Source organism: Mycolicibacterium chlorophenolicum (assembly GCF_001044235.1).
Classification (GTDB): domain Bacteria; phylum Actinomycetota; class Actinomycetes; order Mycobacteriales; family Mycobacteriaceae; genus Mycobacterium; species Mycobacterium chlorophenolicum.
Genome location: NZ_JYNL01000064.1, coordinates 1,087,800 through 1,105,008 on the forward strand (window position 1 = coordinate 1,087,800; position 17,209 = coordinate 1,105,008).

The window sequence follows — 17,209 nt, forward strand, 5'->3', positions numbered from 1 at the left end:
GGGCAACCGTGCCGAACCCCGCCTGTATCGCCGTCCTCGGAGGTGGCTTCAGCGGCGCGATGACCGCGGTCAACGTCGCCCGGATCAGCGACCGCCCGCTGCATGTCGTGGTCGTCGACGATCGCGGGTCGGTGGGCCGCGGCGTGGCCTACAGCGTCCGCCGCCCCGAATACCTGCTCAACGTCGCGGCACGGAACATGTCCGCCTTCCCCGACGAGCCCGACCACTTCCTGCACTGGCTGCGCACCCGGGCCGAATTCGAACCCCTCCCCGAGGCCGAGCTGCGCGAGCAGTTCGTGCCACGCCAGGTGTACGGTGACTACCTACGCTCGATCGTGGGCAATCATCTTGCCGGTGACGGTCACCGACCCTGTGTCACAACCGAACTCATCACGGGCGAAGCTGTCGACATCGAACCCGGGGATGGCCACTGCCTGGTCCGGATGGCCGACGGGTCGGCGATCGCCGCCGAGAAGATCGTGCTCGCCACGGGCAACGAACCACCCGCACCTCTTCCCGGTGCGAGTGCCCTCGGTGACCACCCGGCCTGGGTCGCCAACCCGTGGCAGCAGTGGGAGCACCGGGTGCCCGCGACCGGCAGCATCGCCATCCTCGGGACGGGGCTGTCGGCCGTCGACGCCATCATCACGCTGTGCGATCTGGGATGGCAGGGTCCTATCCACGCCATCTCGCGCCACGGCTGGCTGCCGCACGCCCACTTCCGCGGCATCGAGTATCCCGAATTCCCGCCTGCCGGAGTCGATCTCGTCACGCTCGGACTCAACGACCTCCGGCGTCTGGTGTCGCAGCACTGCGCGGAGCTGGTTGCCCGCGACGCCGATCCGGCCATCATCGTCGACAAGCTCCGGCCGTACACGCAGCGCATCTGGGGGAACTTCAGCTGCGAGGAGCGCCGCGAGTTCGCGCGTTGCGACGCCGCTCGCTGGAATGTGCTGCGCCACCGCATCGCTCCCGAGATCCACGACCAGGTCATGCACGCCCGCCGCACCGGTGCGTTGCAGATCCATGCCGGCTCCATCGAGGAGCTCCAGGCGGTCGACGGCGCGATCCGGATCGGCATCGAGGCGCGCGAACCCGTGGTGGCCGATCTGGTGATCAATGCCACCGGACCGTCGACGCGGTTCTCGGCAACGCGAAACGTCTTGCTCCGCAATCTGCTGGCGAGCGGGTTGGTCTCACCGGACGACACGGACATGGGGATCCGCATCGACCGCGATCACACCGTGGTGAACGCTCAGGGCGACCGGTCGGCGTCGCTGCTGGCCCTCGGTCCGACGCTGCGCGGCACGTACTGGGAGACCGTCGCCGTGCCGGAATTGCGGGTGCAGGCGCGACGGGTGGCCGAGACCCTGCTCGGTGCGGTGCCGGTCGATGTCGAGGAGGAGGGTCAGCTCCGGCTGGAATACATGCTCTAGGACCGGTCAGCCCGTCAGTCCGAGATCGACGGCGGTGGTGAACGAGTCGTCGACGAGCACGACGTCCTGGCCCGCCGCGTCGAGCAGCGACGCCGCCACCGATGCGCGATATCCGCTGGCGCAGTGCACCCACAACTGTTGCGGTCCCAGGCTGTCGAGGCGGTCGAGCAGATCGTGCAGCGGAACGTTCACCGCACCGTTGACGTGAGCTGCGCGGAACTCGTCGCTACGCCGGACATCGACGACACGGACGTCCCCGCGATCGGTGAGCGCGGCCAGTGCCGGGAAATCGACGACGGGGTAGGAGGTGACCGTGTCCGACGTGCGCCACTGCTCGACGTCCGCCGTCGCTGCGCCGGCGAGGTGGTCGATACCGATACGGACGAGTTCCCTTCTGGCCTGGAGGATCTGCCCGGCGTCGGCCCCGACGAGGGTGAGCGGCGCACCCCACCGGTGCAGCCAGCCGAGGTAGGTGAGAAACGAGTCGGACAGTTCGAAGCCCACGCTTCCCCGCAGGTGTCCGGCGGCGAAGGCGGCACGCTGTCTCAGGTCGATCACCCATTCGCCCGCGTCGATGCGGGCGCGCAGGTCCTCGAGATCCACCGGGCGCGGGGCGGACAGATCGGCGGCCGGCGCCCCCGCTCGGTTGAGCGCGCCCATGTGGGCGTAGTACGCCGGGTGATCGGACAGATTCGCCAACAGCTCGTCGACGAACTGCCGCTCGCCGCGGGTCAGCGCCGGATTCGTGGCCCGCTGTTCGCCGATGGTGGACGCGTCGCGGTCGGTACCGCCCGCGGCGCAGAAGCTCCCGAAACCGTGCGTGGGATACACACTTGTCGCACTGGGCAATTCGTGTGCCAAGCGGCGCACCGAGCGGTACTGGGCGACGGCCAGCGATTCGGTGTGCTCCGGACCGAGGAGGTCGGTGCGTCCGGTGCTGTCGAACAACAGGGACCCGCCCGAGAACACCGCGATGGTCGCCCCGGTCGCATCCGTCAGCACATAGCTGGTGTGGTGAGCGGTGTGTCCCGGAGTGTGCACGGCGCGCAACGTGAACGGGCCCGCGCTCACGACATCGCCGTCGGCGACCCGGGTGGCCTCGAATCCCAGCTCGTCTCCCGCGGGCACGACGTACTCGGCGCCGGTCGCGCGGGCCAGTGCGAGCCCGCCGGAGACGTAGTCGTTGTGTACGTGGGTTTCCAGGACCCGGATGATCCGCGCGCCCGCGGCGGATGTGCGGTCGAGGATGCGATCGACGTCCCGCTGGGGGTCGATGACCGCGGCGATCACGTCGCCGTCGGTCGCACCGATGACGACGTAGCTGCGGTCGCCCAGCGACGGTGTCTCGACAACGAGCACCTCGACGTCGTCGGATTCCGGCTTCGGCGCAGTCGTCACGCGCCGAGTCAACCGCAGCGGTCGTTCGGGTGCCCCGATTGCGCTCGCGCAGATTGTTATCCGAAGGCCCTCACTTCTTGGTCGCCGTCACCAGCAGATACTCGGCGGGATACGCCGTGCGGCCCGATTCCGTTGCGGTGTCGGCCTGTTCGAGCAGCGCGAGGAAGTCCGCGTCGAGGGCGGCCAACCGCTCGGGATCGCCGCCGTTGAACTGGTACGTCGCGATGGTGGGGCCGTAGTTGGCTTTCCAGTACTCGCGGAACTCCAGCGGCGTGGCGCAGCGATCCATCACCACCGTCTCCCGGCGCAGCGTCAGGTCGGTGACGGCGTCGCCGAGCAGGTCACGGACATGGTCTTCGTCGCCCCACAGCGGCGGCGGGCTCGATCCGGGCGGCGGCGGGGGAGCGTAAGGCTTCATGGTCGCGAACAAGCGGCCGATGAACCCGTCCGGCGTCCAGTTGATCATCCCGATCGTGCCTCCGGGCCGGACCACCCGCACGATCTCCTCGGCTGTCACGCGATGGTGTGGCGCGAACATCGCGCCGACGCAGGACATCACGACGTCGAACTCGTCGTCCGCGAAGGGCAGCGCCTCGACGTCGGCCTCCACCCAGTCGAGCCCGACCCCACGCTGCGCGGCGAGCGCACGGCCGGCGTCGAACAACTCCGGCGTCAGATCGCTGGCGGTCACCGTCGCGCCCGACAGCGCAGCCGGGATCGCGGCGTTACCGGTGCCGGCCGCGACATCGAGCACACGCTGCCCGGCACGCACACCGCACGCCTGCACCAGCCGCGCGCCCAGGCCGGGGATCAGCTCCGCCGCGACGGCGGGATAGTCGCCCGAGGCCCACAGCGCCCGGTGCTTGGCTTTCAGTGCTCGTGCCGCGTCCTGGTCGGCCGGCGACACCGCTGTCGCATCACCCATCGGTCCATTCCTCCCTCAGCGGCCGGGCGCGGGTGCCCGGCTGCTTCGATGGTCGGCCGTGGGTGCGACGCCGTCATCGGTAGTCACTACCCATGTCGGGCGCAACGGCTACGTGAGGATCCCGGTCTCGCGCGCGCGGCGCACCGCGTCGCGCCGTCTGGTCACGTCCAGCTTGGTCAGGATCGCCGAGACGTGGTGGTCGACGGTCTTGACCGACAGGAACAGCCGATCGGCCAGTTCGGCATTGGTCAGCCCGTCGGCGAGCAGACGCAGCACGTCGACCTGGCGATTGGTCAGGCCCGCCGGATTGCCCAGGGTGGTCGCACGCCGCGGGCCGGGGATCGCGACGGCCCCTGCCGCACGCAGATCCGAGCGCACTTTCGCGGCCACCGCGTCCGCGCCGAGCCGGTCGAAGACGTCGAGGGCGCGGCGCGTCGAGGCGGCGACACCGGCGTCCAGCAGGGCGAGCGCCGCGTCGTACGGCGTCGACACGTGATCGAAGGCGTCGGCCGCCGCGTCGCATCGCCCGTCGAGCAACAGCGCATAGGGTTCGGCGACCCCGGCGACGCTCGGGGGGTGCGCGCCGAGGCGCCGCGACCACGCCGCCAGTTCACCGCGCGCCCACTCCAGGCCGCTGACCGGAGCGCTCGCCAGCAGCGTGGCGCAACGGTCGAGACGGGCGTCGGGCGCGCCGGTCAGCCAGGTCCGCTCGGCGAGTGCGCACGCCGCGGGCAACATCCGGATCATCTCGCCGAACCGGCACGCCAGCTCCCAGGCTTCCTCGATGTCGCCGGTGTCGGTACCCGTCCGGCGCAACGTCACGATGCCGCGGATCAGCAGCGGCCACACCCGCGCCAGCGGGGCGCTGGGACTGGTCAGCACCACCTCCGCGTCGCTCAGCGCAGTGTCCCAGTCGCCGACCAGCAGACCCCACCGGCTGCGGGATCCGAGCTGCACCATGCGGCAGATCGGCAGGTCGTGTTCGACCATCAGCGGGATGCTCTCGCCGAGCAGGTCCCCGGCCGGCCCGAGCCGCCGCTGCTCGACGTCGAAGTAGGTGAGGTTGGTGTAGCCGCTCGAGTACGTCTCGTCGATGTGCCGGGGCGCCGACGCCAGCAGCGACAGGAGCCGCTGCCGGGCGTCGCCGTCGCCGTCGAGAATCGCGCAGTAGTGCCCGATCAGCTCGACCCGCACCGACAGATTCGCATCGCCCGTGGCGGTCACGATGACCCGGGCGCGTCCGAGGATGCGCCGCGCGTCGTCGAGGTGGCTGGCCTGCACCGCCAGATAGGCCTGCATCGCGAGTGCATGTCCGAGTTGCGCAGTCTCGGGCGAATCGCCTTCAGAGGCAACGGCTTCCACCGCGGTCACGGCGTCGGCGGCATGGCTGTCGGCCGCCGCCCGATTGCCGCTGTACCACTCGTAGACCGCCAGCGCGTGGTGGTTCGCGCTCACCCCGACCGGCGATCCCATCGCGCGGCGCAGCAGCATCGCCCGCCGGCATGCGTTGATGGCATCTGCCAGCCGGTCGGTCAGGTAGTACTCCGCGGCGAGCAGTTCGAGCAACTCGGCTTCGGTCGCGTCGTCGTGCAGCCCGCCGTGGCGGAGCGCGATCTGGAAGAACTCGCATGCCTGGGTGTGGGCGCCGGCGCGGGCGGCGGCCCTGCCCGCCTCGGCGGCCGCCGCGGCGACCAGCGACGTGTCACCGGCGCCGAGGGCGTGATGGGTCAGCACCGCGGGATCTCGGCCGGCCGCATCGTCGAGGACGTCGATGAACTTGCGGTGCAGGCCGGGTTCGGCGCCCGGGGGGATCACGCTGGCGATCGCGCGCCGGCACAGGTCGTGACGGAACGCCACACCGCGGGCGTCGCGGCGGATCAGCTTCGCCTGATCCAGGGCGCGCAGCGCCGGCAGCGTGACGCCCAGGCCGACCAGCAGCCGGTCGCCGATCGCACCGGGTGCGCAGGTGAGAAGGTGCAGCAGGTCCCAGGCGGTGGCGTCCAGATCGGCGGTGCGGGCCAGGATCGCGTCGCGCACCGTGGTCGGGAGATCGGCGCCGTCCGAGCAGTCGTGGTCGAGCATCTCGCACACGAAGAACGCGTTGCCGCCGGTGATCCGGTGCAGCCAGGCCGGGTCGACGTCACGGTCACCCACCAGGGTGGCGATGGTGTCGACGGTCAGCGGCGGCACGGTGAGGGAGTGCGCGTGCGGGGAGCGTGCGACGTCACCGAGCAGGCCGCGCAGCGGGTGGGTGACGCCGAGCTCGTCGTCGCGCAGGATCCCGATCGTCAGCAGCGAGGACTGGGCCGCGCGGCGCAGCAGGAACCGGCACAGGTCGAGGGTGCCCTGATCGGCCCACTGCAGGTCGTCGAGCACGAGCACCGACGGCGGGCTGCGCAGTTCGTCGAACACCGACACGAAGATGTCGTAGGGCTGGGTGCTCTCGACGAGCTGCGCAAGGGTGGTCGCCGAGAAGCCGTGGGCGAGATCGCGCAGCGGTCCCAGCGGCCGCGGGGTGGACAGCGGGTCGCATGCGCCCCACAGCACCCGGGTGTCGTCGGCGAGCCCGCGTACGAACTCCTCGACGAAGGTGGTCTTGCCGGCGCCGGATTCGCCACACACCATGACCGCGCCGCCGCGGCCGGCCCGTGCCCCGGCCGCCATGGCGGCGAGCTGGTCCAGTTCGCGCTCGCGTCCGGTGAGCGTCACGGGTCGATCGTATCGACTTCGCGGGCGCGTCACCAGGGAAAACAGCGCCCGTCGCGCGTAGATGGGGAGTTCTTACCGATGACGCTCGACGGCACAGCGGCGAGGGTCGATGGCGTCCGGACCTGCCGGGCATCAGTGCTCATCACCAGGAGAAGCCATGCCGAGATTCCTCATCGAGCGACAGATCCCCGGCGCGTCGGAGCTGACCGAGGCGCAGCTTGCGGAGATCGCCTGCACGTCCAACGCCGCGGCGGATTCGCTGGGGGTGCCGTACCGCTGGGTCACCAGCTACGTCGCCGGCGACAAGATCTACTGCATTCACGAGGCCGACGACGAGGAGGCCATCCGCGAGCACGCGCGGCGCGGCGGCTTCCCGGCCGATCTCGTCGTGCCGGTCGCCAACGAGTTCGGACCGCACAGCGCCGACACCGCAGCGAGCCGATCGGGCAGCACCGCCACCGCGTGACGGGGCCGGGATCCGGTGTGCCGTCCGGCCGTAACCTCTGAACACGTTTGCGTGCGGCCGTGGGGTGGAATAATGCCCCAATGCCGGATCCCGCCCCTGCGCCCGCCTCCGAGGAGGCTCCGCCGCACGCGGTCGGCGACCTGCGCGCGGGCGGATTCCGCTTCTGGTTCGTCGGCCAGCGCTGGGAGTGGTCCGACGAGCTCGCCCGCATGCACGGCTACGAGCCCGGCACCGTGGTCCCGACCACCGAGCTGCTGCTGTCCCACAAGCATCCCGAGGACCGGCGCCACGTCCAGGAACTGCTCGACCATGCGCTGCACGCGGGCGGCTCGTTCTCCAGCAGGCATCGATTCGTCGACACCCACGGCGCCGAGCACAACGTCATCGTCCTCGCCGACCGGATGTACGACCGTGACGGCGCGGTCATCGGCACGGAAGGCTTTTACGTCGACCTGACCGAGACCCTCGACAAGGCCCGCCGCGCGGCACTCGACGAGTCGCTTCCCGATCTGTTCGAGGCCCGGGCCGCGATCGAACAGGCCAAGGGCGCACTGATGCTGGTGTACGGCGTCGATGCCGACCAGGCTTTCAAACTGCTGCTCTGGCGTTCGCAGCAGACCAACACCAAACTCCGGGCGCTGGCCGCCCAACTCGTCGCCGAACTGGGCAGCATCGAGGTCAGCGGCCAATCCTTGCGCCGTCAGTTCGACCATGTGATGCTCACGGTTCACGAGCGCGTCGGCCCCCGCACCGAGCGCCCATGAGGTCGGTGTTGGCAGTGATCCGGCGTATGGCGTATACGAGGGTGCGTGGGGCAACTGGACGTTGTGCAGGAAGTTGACGGTGGCGCGGTGGTGGTGTGCGTCCGCGGAGACGTCGATTCGAACACGGTCGACCGGCTCGTCAGCGCGCTCGACGACGGTCTGCGGGCGAGCGCGTCCGCGCCCGCGCGGGCCCTGGTCATCGAGCTGGCCAACGTGACGTACTTCGGCAGCGCCGGTCTGAACGCCGTACTCGGTTGCTACGAAAGCGGACTCGCCGACGGCATTGCCGTGCGGGTGGTGGCCACCAACCCCGAGGTGGTCCGGCCCATCGAGGTCACCAAGCTGGACACGGTACTGCGTCCGTACCCGTCCGTCGCGGATGCGCTCGCAGCGGACGCCGGTCCGCCGTGACAGAACCCGAGCACATCGAGATCTTCGCATCCGGTGGCGAGGTCGGCCGCGACCTCGCCCGGGTCGACTGGGCCGCCACCCCGCTCGGGCCGCCCGACGGCTGGGCGCAGAGTCTGCAGACCGCCGTGAGCATCCTGCTGTCGTCCCGGTTCTCGATGTGGATGGCCTGGGGACCGGAGCTGACGTTCTTCTGTAACGACTCCTACCGGCGAGACACGTTGGGGCGCAAGTACCCCTGGGCGCTGGGCCGGCCGATGCGCGAGGTGTGGGCGGAGATCTGGGCCGACATCCATCCGCGCATCGACCATGTGATGACGACCGGGGACGCCACCTGGGACGTCGCGCTTCTGCTGTTCCTCGAGCGTTCCGGATACCCCGAGGAGTCCTACCACACGTTCTCCTACAGCCCGTTGCGGGACGACGACGGCGCCGTGGTCGGCATACTGTGCGTCGTCAGCGAGGACACCGTGCAGGTGATCGGTGAGCGGCGGATGGCGACGCTGCGGGACCTGGGTTCGGATCCGACCGTCGCCCGCACCGAGACCGAGATCCTGGCCTTCGCCGATCGGCAACTGGGTAAGAACCTGCGTGACCTGCCGTTCACGTTGACCTACCTGTTCGACAGTGACGGAAGCGCACGGTTGGCCGGCATGAGCGGTGTCGGCGTGGACCATCCGGCCGCGCCCGCGGTGATCACCGCCGGCGGCGGCGTCTGGCCGGCCGCAGAGGCGGCCGCGGGGGAGACGGTGGTCGTCGACCTCGGCTCGTTCCCGCCGATGCCGACGGGTGAGTGGCGCGACCCGCCGGCGCAGGCGCTCGTGACACCGCTGCTGCCACAAGCGGGTGCGCCCCTGGGATTCCTGGTCGCCGGACTGAACCGCTACCGCCCGCTCGACGACGGGTACCGCGGCTTCCTCACGCTGGTGGCCGGCCACATCGCCGCGGGTGTCAGCCTGGCACGCAGCTACCGGGCCCAGCAGCGACGGGCCGAGGAACTCGCCGAACTCGACCGCGCGAAGACCACGTTCTTCTCCAACATCAGCCACGAGTTCCGCACCCCTCTCACGCTGATCCTGGACCCCGTCGCCGAGATGCGCCGGCGCGATGACGTCGACGCCGCGACGCGGGCAGAGCTGGATGTGGTGTGGCGCAACGGTTTACGGCTCACGAAACTGGTCAACACGCTGCTCGACTTCTCCCGCATCGAAGCCGGTCGCACCCAGGCCGCCTACGCGCCGGTCGACATCGGTTCTCTGACCGCCGAACTCGCCAGCGTGTTCCGGTCCGCCGTCGAGCGGGCGGGGCTGACCTACGAGGTGGACTGCCGGCCACAGGACGAGCCGGTCTACGTCGACACCGACATGTGGGAGAAGGTGATCTTCAACCTGCTGTCCAACGCGGTGAAGTTCACCTTCGAGGGCACCATCTCCGTGCACGTCCGCCGCGACGGCGACGAGGCCGTGATCGTGGTGTCCGACACCGGGATCGGCGTGGCCCCCGACGAGATCCCGCGGCTGTTCGAGCGTTTCCACCGTATCGAGAACGTGCAGGCCCGGTCCCACGAGGGCAGCGGCATCGGCCTGGCGCTGGTGAAGGAACTGATCGACCTGCACGGCGGTCGGATCGACGTCGACAGCGAGCACGGGTCCGGCACCACCTTCACGATCCGGCTGCCGTTCGGCACCGCCCATCTGCCTCCCGATGCGATCGCCTCGACGGTGAGCCGCCGCATCGGCGCCGGCGCGAACGCCTACATCGAGGAGGCGCTGCGCTGGACTCCGAGTGACGACGGCGAAAAGCCGGATGCCGCAATGCCATCGGAGTCTCCTCCGGTGCCGGCGATGAGTTCCGCGGCGCCGATCCGGGTGTTGGTGGCCGACGACAACTCCGACATGCGGGATTACCTGACCAGGCTGCTGCGCTCTGACGGCTATCAGGTCGACGCGGTCACCGACGGCCGGCAAGCTCTCGACGCCATCCGCGCCGACCCGCCGGAGATGGTGATCAGCGACGTGATGATGCCCGGTCTCGACGGTCTGGCGCTGGTGTCGGCGCTGCGCGCCGACCGCCGGACCGCCGCTGTTCCGGTGCTGCTGCTGTCGGCCCGCGCCGGTCAGGAGGCGTCGATCAGCGGCCTGCAGGCCGGCGCCGACGACTACCTGGTGAAACCATTCGCCGCGGCCGAGTTGCTCGCCCGGGTCCGCGCGAACGTCGAATTGGCCCGGCTGCGTGACCATCACGCCCGCTGGCGCACGGCACTGGTGGATTCGCTGCAGGAAGCATTCTTCGTGTGCGACGACAGCGGCGCCGTCGTCGAGATCAACGGGGCGTTCACCGACATCCTCGGTTTCGACGCGTCCGGTCTGCCGTACGAACCGATGTACCCGTGGTGGCCGGCGGCCGACACGGACGCCGACGCGCACCGCGAGGTGACCGAGGCGTTCGGCAGCCTGATGGATCAACCGCACGGCACGATCAGCGAGGTTCCGGTCACGCACCGCGACGGGCACCGGCTGTGGGTCACCGCGACGTTCACCCACGCCGAAGATCCCGGCACCGGCCGCGAGGTCGTGGTCGGCACGATGCGCGACGTCACGGCCGAGCACTATGTGGTGCAGCGCGAGACGGCGCTGTCGTCGCTGAGTGATGCTCTGGCACAGGCGGATACACTCGACGACGCCGTGCTGGCCGCCGCCGAGCAGTTGCGGGCGGTGTGGCACGCCCGTCGGGTGCTGGCGGTCACCATGCCGGCCGACGATTCGGGTGCGGGAGGCCGGACCGCGTCCCCCGACGTCGTGTGCGTGGGGGAGGCCGTCGCGGGTTGGGACGACCTGTCACCCCGTTCCCGCCGGGCGATCACCGCACTGCGCGACGACGATCTGCTCGACCCGGCGACCTCGGAACCGGGGGCGGCCGGGGTGGCCCTGCGGCACCCCCGCGGTGTGCTGGTGATGTACATCGAGTTGTTCGAGCAGCGCCGCTTCACCTCCGAGGACCACACACTGCTCACGGTGCTCGCGGGCAGGCTCGGGCAGGGTCTGCAGCGGGTGCACCAGATCGACCAGCAGCGGGAGACCGCGCTCGCGCTGCAACACGCGATCCTGGGTCCGGCGCTGTCGACCGGATTCGCGGTGCGCTACCAACCCGCCACCCGCCCGCTGCAGGTCGGTGGCGACTGGTACGACGTGGTGGACCTCGACGACGGCCGGATCGGGTTGATCGTGGGGGACTGCGTCGGGCACGGCCTCGCCGCCGCGACGGTGATGGGACAGCTGCGCAGCGCGTGCCGGGCGCTGCTGCTCGAGCACCCCAGTCCGGCCGCGGCGCTGTCGGCGCTCGACCGATTCGCGGCGCGGCTGCCCGGTGCCCGCTGCACCACGGTCTTCTGCGCGATGCTCACGCCGGGCACCGGGGAGCTGGTCTATTCCTGCGCGGGGCATCCGCCTCCCATTCTGGTGCTCGCCGACCACACCACCCACCTCCTCGACGATGCGCGCTCGACGCCGCTGGCGGTGAAGTTCGCCGACAGCCGACCCGAAACCAGCGTCACGATGCCTCCCCGCGCGACGCTGTTGCTCTACACCGACGGCCTGGTGGAGCGGCGCCGCGAGTCGATCGACGACGGCATTGCCCGGGCCACCGGCGTCGTCGGTGAGAACCGGGCGACCGAGCTCGACGAATTGGCCGACGTGATCATGTCGCGGCTGACACCGGTCAACGGCTACGACGACGACGTCGCCCTGCTGCTCTACCGCCAGCCCGCGCCGCTCGAACTCGAATTCCCCGCGGACGTGGCCGAACTGGCGCCCAGTCGGACCGCGCTGCGCACCTGGCTCGGCAGCGCAGGCGTCGACGCCGAGCAGACCCTGGACGTGTTGATCGCCGCCGGCGAGGCACTCGCCAACGCGATCGAACACGGCCACCGCGACCTCCCGGGCGGCACGGTGCGGTTGCAGGCCACCGCGTTCGCCGACGATCTGCACGTGACCGTCATCGACACCGGGACGTGGAAGGCGCCGGCCGACGCGCCTGCCCTGCACCGTGGACGGGGTCTCGGGCTGATGCGGGCGTTGATGCAGGATGTCACCATCGACTCCCAGGCGACCGGCACCAGGGTGCACATGCAGACGAGGATTGGGTGATGGCGACTCCGCTGCGGCTGCGCACCGATCGTCGAGAGGACGGCACCGTGGTGTTGACGGCCGTCGGCGAGCTCGACCTGAGCAACATCGCCGAATTCTCCGAGGCGATCGGCGAGGCGGTCGGCGACCGTGTCGACGGCGCCACACTCCGGCTCGATTTCAGCAGCGTCGACTACCTCGACAGCGCAGCGATCAACGTGTTGTTCGAGCATGCCGACACGATCGACGTGATCGCCAACCCGATCCTGATGCCGGTGCTGACGGTCAGCGGCCTCACCAACGTGGTGACGGTGAAACCCGCGGGCTCCGATTAGTCGCCGCGACGGGCCCGGGCCCGCCGCTTGCCCTCGTGCATCGCCGCCACCCGGGCGACCGGGATGGTCCGGCCGTGGGCGATCAACTCTTCGGGCAGTCGCTGGGGAGCCGGCATCGCCTCGGCCCACGGGTCGCGCCCCTCGAGCAGGGCGACCGCCGTCCTGACCGTGAAGTCGGCCGGCGTCACCCGGTCCAGGTCCGACCAGGCGACCGGGAACGACACCGGCGTGTCCGGTCGCAACCGCGGACTGTACGCGGCCGCCACGGTGGCTCCGCCGGCGCGCGTGGCGTCGACGAAGACCTTGCCCGCGCGGTCGGCCACGATGAACGCGGTCGTCGCGATCGACGGGTCGAGCGCTTCGGCACGGGCGGCAAGTGCGCGCGTCGCCGCGGCGACGTCGTCGACCGGGGCGCTGTCATCGATCGGCACGAAGATGTGCACGCCGCGCGACCCGCTGGTCTTCACCGCACCCGCCAAGCCCGCGTCGCGCAACGCCTGCCGTACCAGACCGGCCACGGCGACCACCGCGGCGAAGTCCTCGCCGGTGGGCGGATCGAGATCCAGGATCAGGTGCGTCGGCCGGTAGATGTCCTCGGCCAGACCCAGCGCCGGGTGATATTCGACGGCGCGCTGGTTGGCCAGCCACAGCAGCGTGCGCCGGTCGTCGCAGACGGCGTAGCGGATCTCCCGGTGCGACGACTCCGCCCAGATCGCCACGGTGCGCACCCAGTCGGGCGTGTACGTCGGCACGTTCTTCTGCATGAAGGGCGCCCGGCCGCGCAATACGCGCAGCACCGTCAACGGCCGGCCGGCGAGCACCGGCAGGATGCGATCGGCGACCGCGTCGAGATAGTCGACGAGGTCGCGTTTGGTGGCAGCGGCGTCGCTCGCCAGCGGTTGGTCGAGGTTGGTCAGCTCGACCCCGGCGCGCTCCTCCCCGGCCATCCGTTCAGCCTACGGACCGGCTAACCGGCCACCCCGTCGGCAGACCGGACATCTGAGAAAACCCTGACATCCGGCAACGTCGTCCGCCCCGATTGACAGCAGATGCTTTGATTGGCTAGTTGTGTATCACTCGACGCGCGGAGCAGTACGCGAGCGGCTCCTGGAACGGGCCGTGTCCGGCCTGATGGGGGCACTTTATGACGGGAAATGAGCGCAGGGGAGTGGCGCGGATCGTCCGCGTGCTCGCTGTGCCCATCCTGCTCGGCTGGCTGTTGCTGACCATCGCCACCAACGTGTTCGTCCCGTCGCTGGAGAAGGTCGGGGAGGACCGCACCGTCGGCCTCGCCGCCAAAGACGGTCCGGCCTACGTCTCGATGAAGCAGATCGGGGCCGACTTCGAGGAGTTCGACTCCGACAGCACCGCGATGATCGTCCTCGAGGGGGATCAGCCACTCGGCGACGCGGCCCACCGCTTCTACGACACGCTGGTCGACAAGCTCGAAGCCGACACCACCCACGTCCAGCACGTCGCGGATTTCTGGGGCGACCCGCTCACCGCGTCCGGCGCCCAGAGTGCCGACGGCAAAGCCGCCTACGTCCAGATCTATCTGCACGGCAACCAGGGCGAGCCGCTGGCCAACGAATCGGTCGCGGCGGTGCGCGAGATCATCGACACCACACCACCGCCGCCCGGGATGACGACGTACGTCACCGGCCCGGCGCCCCTGATCGCCGACCAGCACCACGCCGGCGACAAGAGCATCTTCCGCGTCACGCTCATCACCATCGGCGTCATCGCGATCATGCTGCTGCTGGTCTACCGGTCGATCGTGACCATGGTGCTGATCCTGTTCATGGTGTTCATCGAACTCGGCGCCGCCCGCGGAATCGTGGCGTTCCTCGCGACGAACAACATCATCGGCCTGTCCACGTTCGCAGTGAACCTGCTCGTCCTCATGGTGATCGCCGCCGGAACCGACTACGCGATCTTCGCGATCGGGCGCTATCAGGAAGCCCTCGGCGCCGGCGAAGACCGGGTGTCGGCGTACTACACGATGTTCCACGGCACCGCGCACGTGATCCTGGGATCCGGGCTGACGATCGCCGGCGCCATGCTGTGCCTGAGCTTCACCCGGCTGCCGTACTTCAATTCGCTGGGCGTGCCCTGCGCGGTGGGCACCCTGGTGGCCGTGCTGGCGGCGATGACGCTGGGACCCGCGATGGTGGTGGTTGCCGGCCGGTTCGGCGCCTTCAAGCCCAAGCGGGCGATCAGTTCGCGCGGCTGGCGGCGGATCGGGACCATGGTGGTGCGCTGGCCGGGGCCGGTGCTCGCCGCGACGCTGGCGCTGGCGCTGGTCGGCCTGGTGACGCTGCCGGGGTACAAGACGAACTACGACGCGAAGAACTACCTGCCCTCGGACATCCCCGCCAACATCGGCTACGCCGCGGCCGACCGCCACTTCGGCAGCGCGCGGATGAACCCCGACCTGCTGATGGTGCAGAGCGACCACGACCTGCGCAATCCGGCGGACTTCCTCGTCATCGACAAGATCGCCAAAGCCATCTTCAAGGTGCCCGGCGTGGCCCGGGTCCAGACCATCACCCGTCCCGATGGGAAGCCGATCAAGCACAGCACGATCCCGTTCCAGATGAGCATGCAGGGCACGCTCACGAAGCTGAACCAGAAGTACCAGCAGGACCGGATGGCCGACATGCTCGTGCAGGCCGACGAGATGCAGAAGACCATCGACACGATGCAGAAGATGTACAGCATCACCCAGCAGATGCGCGACACCACGCATCAGATGGTGATCAAGACGAAGGAAACCGCCGTCGACGTCGCGCAACTGCGCGACAACATCGCCGACTTCGACGACTTCATCCGGCCGCTCCGGAGCTACTTCTACTGGGAGCCGCACTGCTACGACATCCCGGCCTGCTGGGCGATCCGCTCGGTGTTCGACACCCTCGACGGCATCAACACGATGTCCGACGACATCGCGAACCTGGTGCCCGAGCTGGAACGCCTCGACACGCTGATGCCCCAGCTGGTCGAGTTGCTGCCCAGTCAGATCGAGACCATGCGGTCGATGAAGTCGATGATGCTGACGATGTACCAGTCGCAGAAGAGCATGCAGGACCAGATGGCGGCGCAGCAGGAGAACTCGTCGGCGATGGGCGACGCGTTCGACGACTCCCGCAACGACGACTCGTTCTACCTGCCGCCGGAAGTGTTCACCAACAAGGACTTCAAGCGCGGCATCGACCAGTTCATCTCGCCGGACGGCAAGTCCGTGCGTTTCATCATCAGCCACGAGGGTGACCCGGCGACGATCGACGGCCTCAACCGGGTGGACCCGATCAAGACGGCGGCCAAGGAGGCGATCAAGGGCACCCCGCTCGAAGGGGCCAAGGTCTATCTCGCGGGTACTGCGGCGACGTACAAGGACATGAAGGACGGCTCACACTACGACCTGCTGATCGCCGGAATCGCTGCTGTCACCTTGATTTTCGTCATCATGCTGATCATCACCCGCAGCGCGGTGGCCGCCGCGGTGATCGTCGGAACCGTGCTGCTGTCCCTCGGTGCGTCGTTCGGCCTGTCGATTCTGCTGTGGCAGCACCTGATCGGACTGGAGCTGCACTGGATGGTGCTGCCGATGTCGGTGATCCTGCTGCTGGCGGTCGGATCGGACTACAACCTGCTCCTGGTGTCCCGCTTCAAGGAGGAGAAAGCGGGCGGGCTGAAGACCGGGATCATTCGCGCCATGGCGGGCACCGGCTCGGTGGTCACGTCGGCCGGACTGGTCTTCGCGTTCACGATGGCGTCGTTCGCGTTCAGCGACCTCGCGGTGATGGCCCAGGTGGGCACCACCATCGCGCTCGGACTGCTGTTCGACACGCTGATCGTGCGCTCGTTCATGACGCCGGCGATCGCCGCGATGCTGGGCCGCTGGTTCTGGTGGCCGCAGCGGGTGCAGAGCCTGGCCTCGCGGCGCAGACTCGCCGCACTCAGCCGCTAGCGAGCGTCCCGATCGGGGTCGAGTCGAGCTCGGCCAGCAGTTCGGCGGCGTTCTCGAACACCGCCGCCGCGCCAGCCTCCGACAGCTCGCCGCGCGACACCCCGCCGCTGAGCACGCCGATCGAGGTGACCTCCGCCCGGCGCGCTGCTTCGCAGTCCCACACCGCGTCGCCGACGAACACCGCGGCGTCTTTGGTCACCCCGGCCCGCTCGAGGGCGACGTCGACGATGTCGGGCTGAGGTTTGGCCGTGTCGACGTCCTGCGAAGACGTGACTTCCGACACCACGTCGTCGCAGTCGAGAACATCACGCAGCAGCGACAATTCGTCCTCCGGCGCCGACGTCGCGAGCACCACCTGCAACCCGAGATCGGCGACCCGCCGCAACAGCTCGCGGGCGCCCGGCAGGGGAGTGAGGAGGTGTGCACTCTCCCGATAGAACGTGGTGTGCCGCTCCTTCAACCGGTCCCGGCCGTCGTCGTCCGTGTCTCCGGCCAGGGTCTGCAGCAGGGTGCCGCCGTCCATGCCGATGCAGCGGTGGATCCGCCACGCCTCGACCGGCACGTCTTCGGCGTGGAACGCCTTGATCCAGGCGTATACGTGCAGATAGTTCGAATCCACCAGGGTGCCGTCCACATCGAACAGCACCGCGGGCCGAGCTGAGGTCATCGACCGG

At 69.4% G+C, this 17,209-nt stretch carries 12 protein-coding genes; 7 read left to right on the top strand and 5 right to left on the bottom strand.

Annotated elements, in window-relative coordinates; genetic code table 11:
* Positions 1 to 8 precede the first annotated feature (8 nt).
* Positions 9 to 1,436, top strand: a complete 1,428-nt coding sequence (locus MCHLDSM_RS27410) for an FAD/NAD(P)-binding protein (protein ID WP_234714206.1) — start codon at positions 9 to 11, stop codon at positions 1,434 to 1,436.
* Positions 1,437 to 1,442: 6 nt separating this feature from the next.
* Here the strand turns inward: MCHLDSM_RS27410 and MCHLDSM_RS27415 are convergent, their stop codons facing one another.
* From MCHLDSM_RS27415 to MCHLDSM_RS27425, 3 genes are all read right to left on the bottom strand, one after another.
* Positions 1,443 to 2,834: an MBL fold metallo-hydrolase gene (locus MCHLDSM_RS27415; protein ID WP_048472825.1), complete on the bottom strand. Its 1,392-nt coding sequence runs from the start codon at positions 2,832 to 2,834 to the stop codon at positions 1,443 to 1,445.
* A gap of 70 nt (positions 2,835 to 2,904) precedes the next feature.
* Positions 2,905 to 3,759, bottom strand: a complete 855-nt coding sequence (locus MCHLDSM_RS27420) for a class I SAM-dependent methyltransferase (RefSeq protein WP_109788940.1) — start codon at positions 3,757 to 3,759, stop codon at positions 2,905 to 2,907.
* Positions 3,760 to 3,867: 108 nt separating this feature from the next.
* Positions 3,868 to 6,468, bottom strand: a complete 2,601-nt coding sequence (locus tag MCHLDSM_RS27425; RefSeq protein ID WP_048472827.1) for an ATP-binding protein — start codon at positions 6,466 to 6,468, stop codon at positions 3,868 to 3,870.
* Positions 6,469 to 6,625: 157 nt separating this feature from the next.
* Between MCHLDSM_RS27425 and MCHLDSM_RS27430 the strand changes: the two genes are divergently transcribed.
* From MCHLDSM_RS27430 to MCHLDSM_RS27450, 5 genes are all read left to right on the top strand, one after another.
* Positions 6,626 to 6,934, top strand: coding sequence for a DUF4242 domain-containing protein (locus MCHLDSM_RS27430; RefSeq protein ID WP_048472828.1), 309 nt, complete (start codon positions 6,626 to 6,628; stop codon positions 6,932 to 6,934).
* A gap of 80 nt (positions 6,935 to 7,014) precedes the next feature.
* Positions 7,015 to 7,698, top strand: coding sequence for a PAS and ANTAR domain-containing protein (locus MCHLDSM_RS27435; RefSeq protein ID WP_048472829.1), 684 nt, complete (start codon positions 7,015 to 7,017; stop codon positions 7,696 to 7,698).
* 45 nt (positions 7,699 to 7,743) lie between these two features.
* Positions 7,744 to 8,109: an STAS domain-containing protein gene (locus tag MCHLDSM_RS27440; protein ID WP_048472830.1), complete on the top strand. Its 366-nt coding sequence runs from the start codon at positions 7,744 to 7,746 to the stop codon at positions 8,107 to 8,109.
* Complete coding sequence (locus MCHLDSM_RS27445) at positions 8,106 to 12,251, top strand: SpoIIE family protein phosphatase (RefSeq protein ID WP_048472831.1); 4,146 nt, start codon at positions 8,106 to 8,108, stop codon at positions 12,249 to 12,251. Before MCHLDSM_RS27440 ends, MCHLDSM_RS27445 begins: the two co-directional genes overlap by 4 nt.
* Positions 12,251 to 12,565, top strand: coding sequence for an STAS domain-containing protein (locus MCHLDSM_RS27450; protein WP_048473032.1), 315 nt, complete (start codon positions 12,251 to 12,253; stop codon positions 12,563 to 12,565). Before MCHLDSM_RS27445 ends, MCHLDSM_RS27450 begins: the two co-directional genes overlap by 1 nt.
* Here the strand turns inward: MCHLDSM_RS27450 and MCHLDSM_RS27455 are convergent.
* Entirely contained in the window at positions 12,562 to 13,512 is a 951-nt protein-coding gene (locus MCHLDSM_RS27455; protein ID WP_048472832.1) for a DNA polymerase domain-containing protein, read from the bottom strand. The two genes, MCHLDSM_RS27450 and MCHLDSM_RS27455, sit on opposite strands and share 4 nt — an antisense overlap.
* 197 nt (positions 13,513 to 13,709) lie before the next feature.
* On the opposite strand from MCHLDSM_RS27455, the gene MCHLDSM_RS27460 reads away from it, so the two are divergent.
* Positions 13,710 to 16,535: an MMPL/RND family transporter gene (locus tag MCHLDSM_RS27460; protein ID WP_048472833.1), complete on the top strand. Its 2,826-nt coding sequence runs from the start codon at positions 13,710 to 13,712 to the stop codon at positions 16,533 to 16,535.
* Here MCHLDSM_RS27460 and MCHLDSM_RS27465 read toward each other — a convergent pair.
* Positions 16,525 to 17,202 carry an HAD family hydrolase gene (locus MCHLDSM_RS27465; protein WP_048472834.1) on the bottom strand — a complete coding sequence of 226 codons (678 nt, stop codon included), beginning with the start codon at positions 17,200 to 17,202 and terminating at the stop codon, positions 16,525 to 16,527. The two genes, MCHLDSM_RS27460 and MCHLDSM_RS27465, sit on opposite strands and share 11 nt — an antisense overlap.
* Between the last annotated feature and the right edge of the window lie 7 nt (positions 17,203 to 17,209).

Excerpts from the sequence above, each read along its gene's own strand:
- MCHLDSM_RS27420 (WP_109788940.1), bottom strand. The coding sequence starts at position 3,759 with ATGGGTGATGCGACAGCGGTGTCGCCGGCCGACCAGGACGCGGCACGA.
- MCHLDSM_RS27430 (WP_048472828.1), top strand. The coding sequence starts at position 6,626 with ATGCCGAGATTCCTCATCGAGCGACAGATCCCCGGCGCGTCGGAGCTG.
- MCHLDSM_RS27435 (WP_048472829.1), top strand. The coding sequence starts at position 7,015 with ATGCCGGATCCCGCCCCTGCGCCCGCCTCCGAGGAGGCTCCGCCGCAC.
- MCHLDSM_RS27450 (WP_048473032.1), top strand. The coding sequence starts at position 12,251 with ATGGCGACTCCGCTGCGGCTGCGCACCGATCGTCGAGAGGACGGCACC.
- MCHLDSM_RS27455 (WP_048472832.1), bottom strand. The coding sequence starts at position 13,512 with ATGGCCGGGGAGGAGCGCGCCGGGGTCGAGCTGACCAACCTCGACCAA.
- MCHLDSM_RS27460 (WP_048472833.1), top strand. The coding sequence starts at position 13,710 with ATGACGGGAAATGAGCGCAGGGGAGTGGCGCGGATCGTCCGCGTGCTC.
- MCHLDSM_RS27465 (WP_048472834.1), bottom strand. The coding sequence starts at position 17,202 with ATGACCTCAGCTCGGCCCGCGGTGCTGTTCGATGTGGACGGCACCCTG.